This window comes from Geobacillus sp. LYN3 (assembly GCF_003064505.1).
Taxonomy (GTDB): domain Bacteria; phylum Bacillota; class Bacilli; order Bacillales; family Anoxybacillaceae; genus Parageobacillus_B; species Parageobacillus_B toebii.
In genome coordinates, this window is sequence record NZ_QCWL01000001.1 from 1,265,657 (window position 1) to 1,279,845 (window position 14,189).

The following is a 14,189-nucleotide window of genomic DNA, read 5'->3' on the forward strand; positions in this document are numbered from 1 at the left end:
CTTTCATTCTACTGGAGATCCGCCAGCAAGGGCTATTTTTATGCTTGATCAAGTTTATCTAGCACCACGGGTTATACTATATTTTACTGAATCTATCCTATTTTCAGCAAAATATAGTTAAGGCGATTCATCTCCCACTCACTCCGCTTCGCTTCGTTGAAGTGGGAGTCTTCTCGCCTAATTAAGATAAAATACGGGACAAGATACGCCAATGTCGCAATGTAAATGACAAAGTCAAACGCCGCCGACATCGAATTAGAAATGGTTGAGAAAATAAAAATTTGCGCCAATCCATTCGAAAGAACTAAAGAAAAGCTTGGTACTTTCTTTTTATTTTCCTTTAAAAACGCTGAAATAAACAGACCTTGTTTTGCCGCTTGATACGGCACTTCAGCGCTTAATAACACCCAACCGAGCGTGGAGCCGAGCAAGCTGATCAATCCTAGTCCGGCAAGAACGTAGCCGCCGCTTGGGCCTAAAATCGTGACAATGGCATCTACAAGCGGTTTTTCTGATTGAATGAGTTCTTTTTGCGGCAATACTCCCATGACAAGGATGCTAATGCCGATATAAATCGCAAGAGCAATCAACAAGCCAAGGATTGTCGCACGCTTGACGTCGGCTTGTTTACGCGCACGCGATGCAAAAACAATCGCTGATTCGACGCCGATAAACGCCCATAATGTCGATACAGCCGCATTCTTGATTTGACTTAATAATCCAATCGAATGCCCTGCATCATCATAACGCGGGGCAACAAACGAGCCAATGTTGCTTTTTTCAAACGCAAATAAAGCGATAATGATAAATAGGAAAAATCCGAGCACTTTTGCCGCGGTAGCGACAAAGTTTAGCTTTCCCGCGTCTTCGATGCCGCGCAAAATGATGAAATGCATTCCCCATAACAATGCGGTACATATAAGAAACGTCAACAAGTTCCCAAGCTTTACATCAAGAGGACCGATGGAAAATAACGTTTGTTTGCTTGTTAAAATTGGAAAAAACGTTGATAAATAGCTGGTAAACGTCGTAATAATCGCCACGTTGCCGGCAAAGTTGCCAATCCAATATCCCCATGAAGACATAAAGCCAGATAGGATCGAGATGTTCGAGCCTTTCGGAAACAATTCTTTCGCATAAATCTGCGGCCCGCCGTTTAGTTCCGGTTTGCGAATCGCCAAATTACCGAATACGAGCGCGGTCATTAATACCCCGCCGCCCGTTAATAACCACGCGAAAATGACACCAAGCGGGCTTGCCGCTTCTGCTAGCGAGCGCGGTAGCATAAAAATTCCCGATCCCACCATATTTCCAACGACAAGCGCCGTTAATAACCATAATCCAAGTTTTTGCTGTTGCAAAGTGGATAGCTCCTTCCTGACGATAATTAAGTTTTAGCTTTTTTCGCAAAAAAATACACCCCAAAGTTTTCAACGGGTGCATGTGGCCATCCGCATTTAACTTCCAATCGATAGTGCTTCATCGTTTGTTGCAACGATGCATGTTCGGATACAGGCCCAGTCTACGGCGTCAGAGTCCAACGCAAACTTCGGCAACTTTCCTCATTGGCTCTTTGCGTCTCGTTTCTACAACTCTTGTTCATTGCAGCCTGTATCCCGTCTATGTGGATGAGAAAGAAAAAATATTCAATTGGTGTTATTATTATACGTTCTTTCGACAAATTTCGTCAACAACCTTTTGTAATCGAAAAAAAGGATTTTCCGTGTATGAATGGAATACAATCTAAGATAAGGAAAACGAGAGAAAAGGAAGGGATTGCGTTGAAATTTTCTGAGTTTCGCTATGAACGGCCGAATATCGAGAAGCTGAAAACATCATTTCAACAAGCGCTGCAATCGTTCCAGAAGGCAAGCAGCGTAGAAGAACAGGATGAGGCGATGAAGGAAATTAATAAGCTTCGCAACGATTTCAGCACGATGGCGCAAATTTGCTATATTCGCCATACGATTGATACGAACGATGAGTTTTATAAGCAGGAGCAAGATTTTTTCGATGAAGTTGAGCCAATTGTTAAAGGGCTTGTGAACGATTATTACCGTGCGCTTGTTTCGTCTCCGTTCCGTTCGCAGCTTGAAGAAAAATGGGGGAAACAGTTATTTGCGCTCGCTGAGACGGAATTAAAAACGTATTCTCCAGACATTGTGGAAGATCTGCAGCTGGAAAATAAGCTGACGAGCGAATATACAAAATTGGTCGCTTCGGCAAAAATTTTCTTTGAAGGGGAAGAACGGACGTTAGCGCAGCTGCAGCCGTTTGTCGAATCGCCGGACCGCGAGATGCGCAAGCGGGCGAGTGAGGCGCGTTTTGCCTTTTTCCAAGAACATGGGGAGAAGTTCGATGAAATTTACGATCAGCTTGTGAAAGTGCGCACCGCCATCGCGCAAAAGCTCGGATTTAAAAACTTCGTGGAACTCGGTTATGCCCGTCTTGGACGGACTGATTACAACGCCGAGATGGTCGCGAAATTCCGCAAACAAGTCGAAAAGCATATCGTTCCAATTGCTGTGAAGCTTCGCGAGCGGCAGCGGGCGCGCATCGGTGTCGAGAAGCTGAAATATTATGATGAAGCGTTTGTTTTTCCAACCGGCAATCCAACGCCAAAAGGGGACGCAAACTGGATTATTGAAAACGGGAAAAAGATGTACGAAGAACTGTCGCCGGAAACAGGCGAGTTTTTCCGGTATATGATCGATCATGAACTAATGGACCTCGTTGCGAAAAAAGGAAAAGCAGGAGGCGGCTATTGCACCTATATCGAAAACTATAAAGCGCCGTTTATTTTCTCGAACTTTACCGGCACATCCGGAGACATCGACGTGCTTACCCATGAAGCGGGGCACGCATTTCAAGTGTACGAAAGCCGCCATTACGAAATTCCGGAATACATCTGGCCGACTTTGGAGGCATGCGAAATTCATTCGATGAGCATGGAATTTTTCACATGGCCGTGGATGAAGTTATTCTTCGGGGAAGATGCGGAAAAATATAAATTCTATCATTTGAGCGATGCTTTATTATTTTTGCCGTATGGCGTAGCGGTGGACGAATTTCAGCATTTCGTATACGAAAATCCGAACGCAACGCCGGCGGAACGGAAGCAAGCATGGCGGAAGATTGAAAAGAAATATATGCCGACACGAGACTATGACGGCAATGATTATTTAGAACGCGGCGGCTTTTGGCAGCGGCAAAGCCATATTTATACGAACGCATTCTACTATATCGACTATACCCTTGCGCAAATTTGCGCGTTCCAATTTTGGAAACGTTCGCGTGAAAACTATGAAGAGGCGTGGAATGATTATTTAACCTTATGCCGTCAAGGCGGAAGCAAGCCGTTTACCGAATTGGTCCGCGCCGCCAACCTCATTTCGCCGTTTGAAGACGGATGCGTTCAATCGGTAGTCGATGAGATCGAACAATGGCTTGATCAAGTTGACGACCGGAACTTATAACGAAGGGGACAAGGAAGAAATCAAGACGGTTTCTTCCTTGTCTCTTAAAAATATGGAGAAAAGATATTGAGCCTGCTCATATCTATTGAAAAGGGCGAATATGCCGAAAGATATTCTTATGGCGGCTGATAAATACAATGGGGGAGGAAGGAGCATGAATGTTCGCAAAGCAACGCTCGATGATGCGCACGCCATCGCCATCGTGCATGTCGAAAGCTGGAAAACGACATATGAAGGGATTGTGCCTGCGGAGTATTTGGCGCAATTAAGCGTAAGCGAAAAAGAACAGCTTTGGCAACGTGGATTAAATCAATCGAAACACTCGATTTTTGTCGCTGAAGAAGATGGAAAGGTATGTGGATTTATTTCCGGGGGTAAAAACCGCTCCACACAAGGAAAAGAAGCGGAGTATGAAGGGGAAATATACGCCATCTATTTATTGAAAGAAGCTCAAGGGAAAGGATACGGGACAAAGCTTGTCAAAGCGCTAGTGGATGATTTTCAACGTGATGGGATTCGTTCTATGGTCGTGTGGGTGCTTGCCGATAATCCGTCGCGCCGATTTTACGAGAGGCTAGGAGGCGAGAAAATCGCTGAGGAAGTCGTTGATATCGGTGGGAAAAAGCTGACGGAATGGTGCTATGGATGGAAAAGCATTGAATATTTCGCATAAAATAAGCTGCCTAGGCGAAAGGCAGCTTTAAAAAAATCATTTAATGAGTGATTACTCACTTCAAAATATAGGCAATATCATATAAAATATAAGCGAGTAATCACTCACTATAAAAGGAGGAAGAACTTGTGTCCGGGAAGCCGTGTATTCGTATGGAACATGTTTCGAAGCGTTTTGGGAAAAAGACGGTTATTGAAGACGTATCGCTTGACGTATACAGAGGGGAAATTTTTGGGATGCTTGGACCTTCGGGAGCGGGAAAAACGACGATTGTCAAAATGATTGCCGGCATTGACGAAGCTACTCAAGGAACCATTCATGTGTTAAATACGAAGATGCCGAATCTTCATGTGATGAAGCGAATTGGTTTTATGGCCCAGTCCGATGCGTTATATGGCGAATTAACGGCGTTCGAAAATTTGCAGTTTTTCGCTTCCATTTACGGATTAAAAGGGAAAAAGCAAAAGCAACGCATCCACGAGGTGATGGAGCTTGTCAATCTGACAGACCATATCAAAAAGCCCGTCCATCAATATTCGGGAGGGATGAAACGGCGGTTGTCGCTGGCGATATCTTTGCTGCATGAACCGGAGGTACTGCTTTTAGACGAGCCGACGGTTGGCATTGATCCTGTGCTTCGTCAGGCAATTTGGGAGGAACTAGACAGAATCCGCCAAAATGGAACAACGATTGTCGTGACAACCCATGTCATGGATGAGGCCGAGAAATGCCAGCGTCTCGCTATGATTCGCGATGGCTGTCTTATTGCCGTTGGAAGTCCGGCAGAGTTAAAGAAAGAGACGGGCTCACAAACTATTGAAAACAACGTACTTGCACGGTTCAGAAGATATGGAACTATTCGATAATTTCGGTCCTGTGTTAATTGGTTTTTTCGTTTTCTTTTTCGTCTTCTTAATCGCCGGTGTTTCTTTCCTCCGCGAACGTACGGGAGGAACGCTCGAACGCTTGCTGGCGACACCGCTTCGACGCTTTGAAATCGTCGCTGGCTATATTATTGGATTTGGTTTATTTACGACATTGCAAGCGAGCTTGATTGCTTGGTTTGCTGTTGATATTCTTGACATGATGATGGAAGGTTCTTTCCTTTACGTGTTATTGATTACATTTTTATTGGCGATGACCGCGTTAACATTAGGAACGCTGCTGTCCGCTTTTGCGAATAATGAACTGCAAATGATGCAGTTTATCCCACTTGTCGTTGTACCGCAAATTTTCTTCTCTGGCTTGTTTAATTTAGATACGATGGCCGAATGGCTTCGTTCGCTAAGCGTGGTCATGCCGCTGACGTATGGAGCGGATGCGCTTCGGGAAATTATGATCCGCGGCAATGGCTGGAACGAAATTGCCAAAGACGTATATGTTTTACTTGGTTTTGCTGTATTGTTTATGATATTAAATGTAGTAGCATTAAAAAAATATCGAAAATTGTAAGGAGTATAAAGAATGAACGAGCAGCAGTGGCTGAAAGAACTGTTGAAGCTAAATGAGGAAGATGTGAAGCTTAGTGAAAAACAAATCAAAATTTTAGAAGCGGCGATTGAAATGTTCGCCGAAAAAGGCTATGCGGCCACTTCGACAAGCGAAATCGCCAAGAAGGCGGGCGTGGCGGAAGGGACGATTTTCCGCCATTATAAAACGAAAAAGGATTTGCTGCTGGCGATTGTCACTCCGACGCTATTTCAATCCGTCGCCCCATTTTTAGCAAAAGAGTTTGTCAAAGAAGTGTTCGATAGTCAGTATCAAAGCTATGAAGAGTTCATCCGCGTTCTTTTGAAAAACCGCTATGAATTTGTGAAAAAATACTTGCCGGCGATCCGCGTTTTCTGGCAGGAAATCGCGTTTCATGAGGAGATTAAGGAGCAATTTCAGCGCGTTTTTACGGTACACGTATATCAAAAATTCAAGAAAATTGTGGAATATTTTCAAACGAAAGGAGAAATTGCCGCAATTCCCGTTGATTCGGTCATCCGCATGACGATCACGACGATTGCCGGATTTTTGGTGACTCGGTTTATCGTGTTGCCGGATTATGAATGGGATGATGAAGCGGAAATGGAACGGACGATTCAGTTTTTAATGAACGGTCTTGCGAAAAAAACGCCTAATTCTTAGTGAACATAAACCTTTATCTAGTGCTAATCATGTATATAAAATAAGACCGAAGTGCTGCAACAACTCCGGTCATGCATAGACGGTTCCCTTCAGGGGAGCGGCAGTAGGACGGGAATCATCCACCCAATTCGTCAGTTCAAGGGTGGATGATTTCTTTTGGCTGTAAGACAGTATTGAAACGACGATCCATTGCGGATGTCAGCCGGCGTGACGTAATCGCCCTAACGGATATGTAAATCGTTGAAGAAGATATTCAAGTCATTCGTGTTGGAGATGATCGTGTTTAGGGAAGCTCCTTTTTCCTGAAGGTAGGTGGTATACTCATTTAGCATCTTTCCCACCCTTTGACTTATACGATGAGTTTGGAAAGGCACCGCTAAAGCATATCAGTAAAAAAATAACATTATATGACGAGTATATCATAAAAAAGAATCAATTGTTAGTCATATAATGTGTATTATATGTCTAGTTAAAAATGGCAATGAAAGAAAAATTAATTTATTTTTATGGAAGGGGGAGTTTATGCTAAATTTTTACGATTCATAATTTGTACTAGAAAGACTGAACCAAAGCGACGAGGTCAAATCATCGGGGTCATCGTTTCTGTCAAAGGGGAGTTTACACAATAATTTGGACTTAACTTTGGAAAATCATTCATATACAGACCTAATATCTTTCTATCTTTCGCATTATTCATTAAATGATCGTGTGGCATTAGCGATCGATTCATTCCAACAAATGATTCGGAATATAAAGCGAGGACGCAAAGTACGGAATATTTTCGGCTATTTTTGGGGCATTGTAGAGAAGAAACTGGATGAGGAATACGAGAGCATTATTTCTGATATTGCATAGACTTGCGTTTTTTTAATGAGGCACCGCAGGTTTAATTCAGCATACCCTTTTTTCGCTTCATTTTGCCGTCATAGATCCTTGTTTTGTGTCGTCAAGAGGATTTCCTATGCCTTGCTTGTACTGCGCGAAATGGGGACGTGTCGTCGCATTGATGAGGACATAGCAAGGACAACCAGAGACAGGCGAGAGGCTGTCTCAAAAGGTCGTTAAACCGATCTTTTGGGGACAGCCTCTTCTAATTTGATGTAAACTTTTTTATTTTATTATAATTTTACCTGTATTTTTGAAGCGTTCCAGAATCACAAACAACCTAGAATAGCAATCTTGAATGGTTTTTTCATTTTTAATATTATTGTGGAGTCCTAGTCCAAAATAGGTGTCCTTATAAAACCCTACTAAATAATCGCCTGACTTGATCGTAGGTGCGTCTTCATAACTTAATTGATCGTCAATAAACGCCAAATAAACTTTCTCAGATTCAATAAAAATAAATGGTATAGGCGATTGTAAATAAATTTTAGCATACTGTGGTTTTGCTGCTTCTTTCAAGTAACTCTTAGTTATAAACACACTGTCTAAGTTTTTGAATTTTTTCTGTAAAATGTCTTCCATTGACAATTGGACAAATGAAATATTTTTTTCTCTAATTTTAGGTTTGTCTCCTACAATCCCAATTTTTAGTTTACTCCCTGAATAAACAGGTGAGTCAAAATTTGCTTCTTGACTACAAGAGGTACATATAAATAGTAATGTTATTAAAATGATAAATCTTCTCATTATTTCCTCCGAATGGATACAATTTAAAGCGATTACATTATATCATAAAAAACAATTCAAAAAAAGTCTTTTTTTTGAATTATTTTCCTTTTATTATTGAAAAAAAAGTTATATGGAGGTAATTTATGAAAAAATTTTTTTTTATGGTTATGATAACTATATTTGCGTTGTCAGTTTTCACACCAATCAGCACCCAAGTTCACGCAGAACAAAATGATACAGTCAAAGGATTTGTTCCATTAACAGATGAAAAAAGTAAACCATTTATTCCGATGACAGATGAACAATTAGAGAAAATCAGAAATTCTAATGAAGACTATGATATAGAGTTAACATATGAACAAGCTGTTAAAAGAACAGCAGAATTAACTGGAAAATCAATTGATCAAATTAAGAAAGAGTATCCAAATACTGAATCTAGTTATTTGAAAAAATCTAATGGAGTTGCAGTGGCGGCTGCTAGTACGTGTAATTGGCATGAAACTTCAACTACGCACACGGTTAAGAGTTATAATGCTAAACTAATTGTTATAGTGAAAGCGTGCAGGGATGGCTCTTTTGGTTGGGTAGATACTAACGCAAAACCAATGCTACAAGAATTTCAAGCTGGAAGTAAATATTTCCAAGGAACAATACAAGTTGATTTAGAATCAACAGGTTATTATTATGTTGTAAATGGTAGTTTTTACAATAATACTACAGTAACTCATACAGGAACTACAGGTGCTAATACAGTATGGACTGCTACTTATGCTGTAAGTTCAACATCTAATTACTATGGATCACTATATACGGGTGTTAAGTGGAAACAGGTTAGTCCTTAACTTTTAATATCATTTTTTATAAAAGGATAACTCACAACACGAACGGTTTTAGATAACGAAACAAAATAGATATTATGTTGCATTCATCAATATCCTACAAAATTAGCAAAACCCCTTGTGTATCAAGGGGTTTTATTTTTTTCTCGGCTTTGGAAGGAACTTGAATGCAACATATAGAATAGAATTGTTAAGTTGAATGAAATATAATGGAGTGATTAGCATGAAACAAAATGATATTCTTTTCTACCTTGTAGGGGGAGCGATCTTCGGTTTTCTCTTTGGAACCATTCCTAATGGGGCTATAATCGTCATCTCCACTTTATTAGGAGGTATTCTGGCCGTATTAGTCGGTATCTTTAGGGAGTTATTGAACATCTCGAAACAACTGGAGGAGAAAAAGGAATGACACATCGAGGGCAAAACAGCGTAGAACCGATTCGAGATCCAGAAAAAATTCGAGAAATGAAGGAGTATTTGTTGCATCGGTCGTATCGCGACTATTTCCTGTTTACCTTTGGTATTAACTCTGGTCTTCGGATTAGCGATATCCTGCCTTTACGGGTCATGGATGTCAAATATACGGAGCATTTGCGTGTCAAAGAGAAGAAAACCGGCAACGTACGCAAAATCAAGATGACCGCAGCATTAAAACAGGAAATTGAGAAATACACGCGAGGAATGGCCGATTCCGATTATTTATTTCCGTCACGAAAAGGGAATCGTCCGATTAGCCGAGAAACAGCGTGGAGAATTATCAATGAGGCAGCCAAAGCGTGTGGCGTGGAAGGACCGATTGGCACCCATACAATGAGAAAAACCTTTGGATATCACTTTTACCAGCAGACGAAGGACGTGGCGATGTTGCAACAAATATTTGGGCATTCAGCACCGTCCATAACCTTACGGTATATTGGGATTAATGATGATATGATAGACGAGATGTTGGAGAATTTCGCCCTATAGATACATTTTTTATAATTATTGGTTCTTGTAGCATCTATACCTAGTGTTCTTATCTGTTTCGGAAATTTATTACCCATTTACCAAATATATGATATATAGTAGTATTTGTATTGAATAAAATAATAGATTTGAGAGGAGATTTAATTTGGTTTGGGAAGATTTAAAACAAAAGTTTAATCAATTGAAAGAGAAAACGCAAAAGAAGATTATGGCTCAGTTTTTTCGTATAGTAGATGTAGAAAGTCAGTCTTTAAGTAAAGATCAGAACGGTAATTTTACTCCGTATTTACAAAAGGGACAAGTAGTAAAGGTTTATTTTGTTGGTTTAGGAGCAGTTATAGATAGTCCTCACTATGCAGTTGTTTGGGATGCACATCCAAAAAATGAACACATAGTTGTTTTACCTTTAACAAGTAAAACAAGGGCTGGAAAGGGTTATTTTGAAATAGGCCCTATTGATGGGTTACCTGCAGTTTCACATGTAGTTAAAGCAAATCAACCACAAAGTGTTTCAAGAAAAAGTGTAAAAATATGGACTAAAAAAGATAACAACGGTAATAATGTAGTTATAACATTAAACGAAACTCAGTTAAATAAAACCGAAGAATTGTTTCGGATTTCTCAACTAGGAGAACCAACATTAGTTAAAGTGTTGACTAAGAATATTGGTTTACTAGTTCCTATAACAGAGTCGGCAGTTTATTATGACGATTTACACAAACCTGTGCATTATTTTTTGATGGGCAATCAGCTTTACTATAAAATTAAAGCAGATGCTGATCCTAAATTAATTGAATTGGTTAATCTCAATATAAGAAGTAAAGAAAGAAAAGAGCTCTTGAAGAATCTCTTTTCTGATTTACCAAGTAATCGAGTGATAGCTGAAAGTGAAATAAACAAACTAACGCAACTTCAGAGAGCAATATCAAACCAAAGTAATTTGAAGTAATTTGAAGTAATTTAAAGTAAAAATTGATGAATTTATTGACATTTTAAAGCAATATTAATAATATATAATTAACAAAGCTTTATTTTTCAAATAAGATCAATAAATTATTCAAACCCGAGATGGGATATGCTGATAAGCAAATTAATTCAAAACCGTGATGGATTAAAGAAGCGAAGATCTTTTTGATCTTCGCTTCTTTCGTTTCAAAGTAACTTTCTTATCTAATTTAATCGCAGAAATTCTCATGTTAGGTTCTAAAAGCACTTATTTTTTAGTTCCTATAATCTTGATTATGTTGTATTCCAAACTTCCCAATGAATCATGAGGGTGTACCAAAAGCAGTCACTTTTGGCACACCCTCTTTCCTGTGCACAGTATTTAGTAGGATCTGATTTTTGCTTCAAATTGTCTAAGCGTTAATTGATTTAACTCTAGAAAACCTTCTTCTTTCAAGGAAATGGTTTTTCCTTCGTAAACAGGGTAGACTCCTTGCCATCCCCCGACAATGGTATACAATTCTGTTCCTTTAACAGGTTTTAGAAAGCAAATATATCGACCCTCAGCCATCGGTCCTGGATAAACTCTGTTGAGAGGATGTAAAGGATCAGGAAGGGGTTCAATCCCGGTTGATAACACGTTAATGATTTTGCCGCCGGTTCCCTTTAAATATTTGTCGACATGAAAGCTTTGTACAAAATTAACGAGCTTCCCCCCTTGTACAGACTTATTTAACGGCTGTTTCTGGAAAGAAGTATCGAACCAACCATAAGCAATGAATGTTGAGCCGCTTACTAAATCCTTTAAGTTTGCGGCACGCTTGATATTTACTGCTTGTTTTGGAATGGTAATATTCTGCGCCTGAACAGGTAAATGAAACGTAAATAGCAAACATATACAGATTAAAAACTTAGACCATACTTTCATTCCATCACCTCATAATATATCTTTGTTGGGCGCTACTATTGTTTAACAATCTTTCCTGTTTTATGCGTGTTTCCTTTGTCCTCGAAAAGGGCGACCTTATTCGCAGGACATTAAGTCTGGCAGTTCAACACCCCATGTAAAGGTATGCATCTAATTTGTAATTATCTTTCTGGAATAATGTGATAACGTACAAGCGAATAAGGATGGGCAAAAAAAGAACCGCCTTTCCCATTAAGGGATCAGGCGGTTTGTTTATGCAAAGGTTTGGCGACAATCGCATCGTTTTCGACATCGATGCGAATCGCTTTGACTTGATCGTTTTCATCTAGCAGCACATCGGCGATTTTGTCTTCGACGTGTTCTTGGATGACGCGGCGGAGCGGACGAGCGCCGAATGCTGGATGGTAGCCGAGTTCGGCTAATTTTTCTTTCGCCGCTTGCGAAACGTCAAGGTCGATGTGTTGTTCGCGCATTGCTGCTTTTACTTCGTCAAGCATGAGATCAACAATTTGCAGCATATGTTCTTTTTTCAACGATTTGAATTCAATAATCGCATCGAAACGGTTTAAAAACTCTGGTTTGAAGTATGCGTTTAATGAGTCGAGAATGCTTGTTTGTGTTTGTTGTTTTTCAAATCCGACCGTAATTTTTTTGTCTGTCACGCCGGCGTTGCTTGTTGCGATGATGACTGTATCTTTAAAGCTTACGGTGCGTCCTTGGCTGTCCGTGAGACGGCCGTCTTCTAAAATTTGAAGGAAAATGTGTTGCACATCTGGGTGCGCTTTTTCAATCTCGTCAAGCAAGATAATGCTGTATGGATTGCGGCGCACTTTTTCTGTAAGCTGGCCGGCTTCTTCGTGACCGACATAGCCAGGAGGCGAACCGATTAATTTCGATACCGAATGTTTTTCCATGTATTCGCTCATGTCGAGGCGAATCATTGCGTCTTTTGAGCCGAATAGCTCTTCTGCCAACGTTTTCGCCAGCTCCGTTTTTCCGACGCCAGTCGGACCAACGAATAAGAACGAACCGATTGGGCGGTGTTTTGCTTTTAATCCCGCGCGGCTGCGGCGGATCGCTTTGGCGACTTTTTTGACCGCTTCTTCTTGGCCGATGACTTTTTTCGCTAAGTTTTCTTCTAAATGTTTCATTTTTTCTTTTTCATCGGCCTGCAGTTTGCCGACAGGAATGCCTGTTTTCTCTTCGATGATGCGTTGGATATCAGCAACATCGACAACTGGGCGTTCTTGGTTTACGCCGTTTTGCAATTGTTTTTCCAATTTCAACTCTTCGCTGCGCAATTTCGCTGCCAGTTCGAAATTTTCTTCTTTCACTGCTTTTGCTTTTTCTTTGGCGATTTGCGCAAGGCGTTCTTGAATTTGTTTTTCATCTGTCGGACCGAGGCGCAAGTTCGCTTTGGAGCCGGCTTCGTCTAACAAGTCGATCGCTTTGTCCGGCAAGAAGCGGTCTTGAATGTAACGGTGCGACAATTTGACGCACGCTTCAATCGCTTCGTCCGTATATTTCACATGATGGAATTGCTCGTATTTCGGCTGAATCCCTTTTAAAATCGTAATCGCTTCTTCGACCGTTGGTTCATGCACGATAACTGGTTGGAAACGGCGTTCAAGCGCAGCGTCTTTTTCAATTTGGCGATATTCTTTCAACGTTGTAGCGCCGACGACTTGCAATTCTCCACGCGCGAGCGCTGGTTTTAAAATGTTGCCCGCGTCCATCGAACCTTCCGCCGAACCGGCGCCGACGAGCAAGTGAATTTCATCGATGAAGAGAATGACGTTTTTCCGGCGCTGCAATTCAGCGATGAGCCGTTTCATCCGCTCTTCGAATTGACCGCGAATGCCTGTATTCGCAACAAGCGATGCGACGTCAAGCAAATATACTTCTTTGTTTAATAGTTTTTCCGGAACTTGCCCTTCAGCGATTTTCAAGGCGAGTCCTTCGACAATCGCTGTTTTACCGACACCTGGTTCCCCGATTAATACCGGGTTGTTTTTATTGCGGCGGTTTAAAATTTCAATGACGCGTTCAATCTCTTTATCGCGTCCGATGACTGGGTCAATCAGACCGGCTTTCGCAAGCTGTGTTAAGTTGCGGCCGAATTGGTCCAAGAAACCGCCGCCTCTTTTACCGTTTCTGTTCCATTTGGATGGTTGTGCCATATTTGCTGATGGCGTATCCATTTCCGAAATTGGCGAAAATCCGTTCATAAAGAAATCATCAAATGGGAATGACGAGAAATTATCGAAACCGAAATTGATCGGAATAGTCAGCTCTTGTTTTTGTTTTTCATAACATTCGTGGCAAAGGTGCATTTGCTTTTTCTCATGATTAAATTGTAAATTGACAAATACCGTCGCTTCGTTTTGATGGCATACTTGACAAAGCATGAGGCATAACCTCCTTTTTCGCTCTTTTGACTTTGACTATCTTTGACTTTCTGATTTTATTATACTTTGACCATCTTTGACTTTCAAGAGTTTTTTACAAAAAAATTTGTTGTAACCGTGAAATGTTTTTGAAGGAATACAGCTCTGAGGAGTAAAAATTCTTCGAGATAAATTGAACTTCTAGCCCCCAAATTTTGATAAATATGC

General features: G+C 40.7%; 11 protein-coding genes and 3 pseudogenes. 9 read left to right on the forward strand and 5 right to left on the reverse strand.

All coding sequences use genetic code 11. The features are described 5' to 3' along the window. Positions 1-185: 185 nt before the first annotated feature. A pseudogene (locus DCC82_RS06625) lies at positions 186-1,361 on the reverse strand (amino acid permease); the annotation flags it as partial. A gap of 420 nt (positions 1,362-1,781) precedes the next feature. Here DCC82_RS06625 and DCC82_RS06630 point away from each other — a divergent pair. The 5 genes and pseudogenes from DCC82_RS06630 (at position 1,782) to DCC82_RS06650 (ending at position 6,282) form a co-directional block, all read left to right on the forward strand. Then, positions 1,782-3,476: a M3 family oligoendopeptidase gene (locus DCC82_RS06630; protein ID WP_097354243.1), complete on the forward strand. Its 1,695-nt coding sequence runs from the start codon at positions 1,782-1,784 to the stop codon at positions 3,474-3,476. A gap of 154 nt (positions 3,477-3,630) precedes the next feature. Further along, positions 3,631-4,149, forward strand: a complete 519-nt coding sequence (locus tag DCC82_RS06635) for a GNAT family N-acetyltransferase (protein ID WP_097354244.1) — start codon at positions 3,631-3,633, stop codon at positions 4,147-4,149. Positions 4,150-4,277: 128 nt separating this feature from the next. Then, complete coding sequence (locus DCC82_RS06640) at positions 4,278-5,015, forward strand: ABC transporter ATP-binding protein (RefSeq protein ID WP_097354245.1); 738 nt, start codon at positions 4,278-4,280, stop codon at positions 5,013-5,015. Then, a pseudogene (locus DCC82_RS06645) lies at positions 4,966-5,601 on the forward strand (ABC transporter permease); the annotation flags it as partial. The gene DCC82_RS06640 and the pseudogene DCC82_RS06645, both read left to right, overlap by 50 nt. Before the next feature lie 12 nt (positions 5,602-5,613). Beyond that, the gene (locus DCC82_RS06650) at positions 5,614-6,282 is read left to right on the forward strand and encodes a TetR/AcrR family transcriptional regulator (RefSeq protein WP_097354246.1); all 669 of its coding nucleotides are present in this window, start codon (positions 5,614-5,616) and stop codon (positions 6,280-6,282) included. A gap of 224 nt (positions 6,283-6,506) precedes the next feature. Here the strand turns inward: DCC82_RS06650 and DCC82_RS18670 are convergent. Then, positions 6,507-6,614 (reverse strand): annotated as a pseudogene (locus DCC82_RS18670) (tyrosine-type recombinase/integrase); the annotation flags it as partial. A 778-nt stretch (positions 6,615-7,392) separates the two neighbouring features. After that, positions 7,393-7,914 (reverse strand): hypothetical protein, encoded by a 522-nt coding sequence (locus DCC82_RS06665; protein WP_199222349.1) that lies wholly within the window; start codon positions 7,912-7,914, stop codon positions 7,393-7,395. A gap of 125 nt (positions 7,915-8,039) precedes the next feature. On the opposite strand from DCC82_RS06665, the gene DCC82_RS06670 reads away from it, so the two are divergent. The 4 genes from DCC82_RS06670 to DCC82_RS06685 all read left to right on the forward strand — a co-directional run bounded on the left by DCC82_RS06670 (position 8,040) and on the right by DCC82_RS06685 (position 10,650). Continuing rightward, the gene (locus DCC82_RS06670) at positions 8,040-8,738 is read left to right on the forward strand and encodes a hypothetical protein (protein WP_097354248.1); all 699 of its coding nucleotides are present in this window, start codon (positions 8,040-8,042) and stop codon (positions 8,736-8,738) included. A gap of 220 nt (positions 8,739-8,958) precedes the next feature. After that, positions 8,959-9,144: a hypothetical protein gene (locus DCC82_RS06675; protein WP_097354249.1), complete on the forward strand. Its 186-nt coding sequence runs from the start codon at positions 8,959-8,961 to the stop codon at positions 9,142-9,144. Beyond that, positions 9,141-9,701 (forward strand): site-specific integrase, encoded by a 561-nt coding sequence (locus DCC82_RS06680; protein WP_097354250.1) that lies wholly within the window; start codon positions 9,141-9,143, stop codon positions 9,699-9,701. The genes DCC82_RS06675 and DCC82_RS06680 overlap by 4 nt, the downstream gene beginning before the upstream one ends. A gap of 145 nt (positions 9,702-9,846) precedes the next feature. Next, positions 9,847-10,650 carry a type II toxin-antitoxin system PemK/MazF family toxin gene (locus tag DCC82_RS06685; RefSeq protein WP_097354251.1) on the forward strand — a complete coding sequence of 268 codons (804 nt, stop codon included), beginning with the start codon at positions 9,847-9,849 and terminating at the stop codon, positions 10,648-10,650. A gap of 378 nt (positions 10,651-11,028) precedes the next feature. Here DCC82_RS06685 and DCC82_RS06690 read toward each other — a convergent pair whose 3' ends face one another. Then, on the reverse strand, positions 11,029-11,574 hold the full coding sequence (locus DCC82_RS06690; RefSeq protein ID WP_097354252.1) for a hypothetical protein: 546 nt from the start codon (positions 11,572-11,574) through the stop codon (positions 11,029-11,031). Between the two features lie 239 nt (positions 11,575-11,813). After that, the gene (locus DCC82_RS06695; RefSeq protein ID WP_097354253.1) at positions 11,814-13,982 is read right to left on the reverse strand and encodes an ATP-dependent Clp protease ATP-binding subunit; all 2,169 of its coding nucleotides are present in this window, start codon (positions 13,980-13,982) and stop codon (positions 11,814-11,816) included. Between the last annotated feature and the right edge of the window lie 207 nt (positions 13,983-14,189).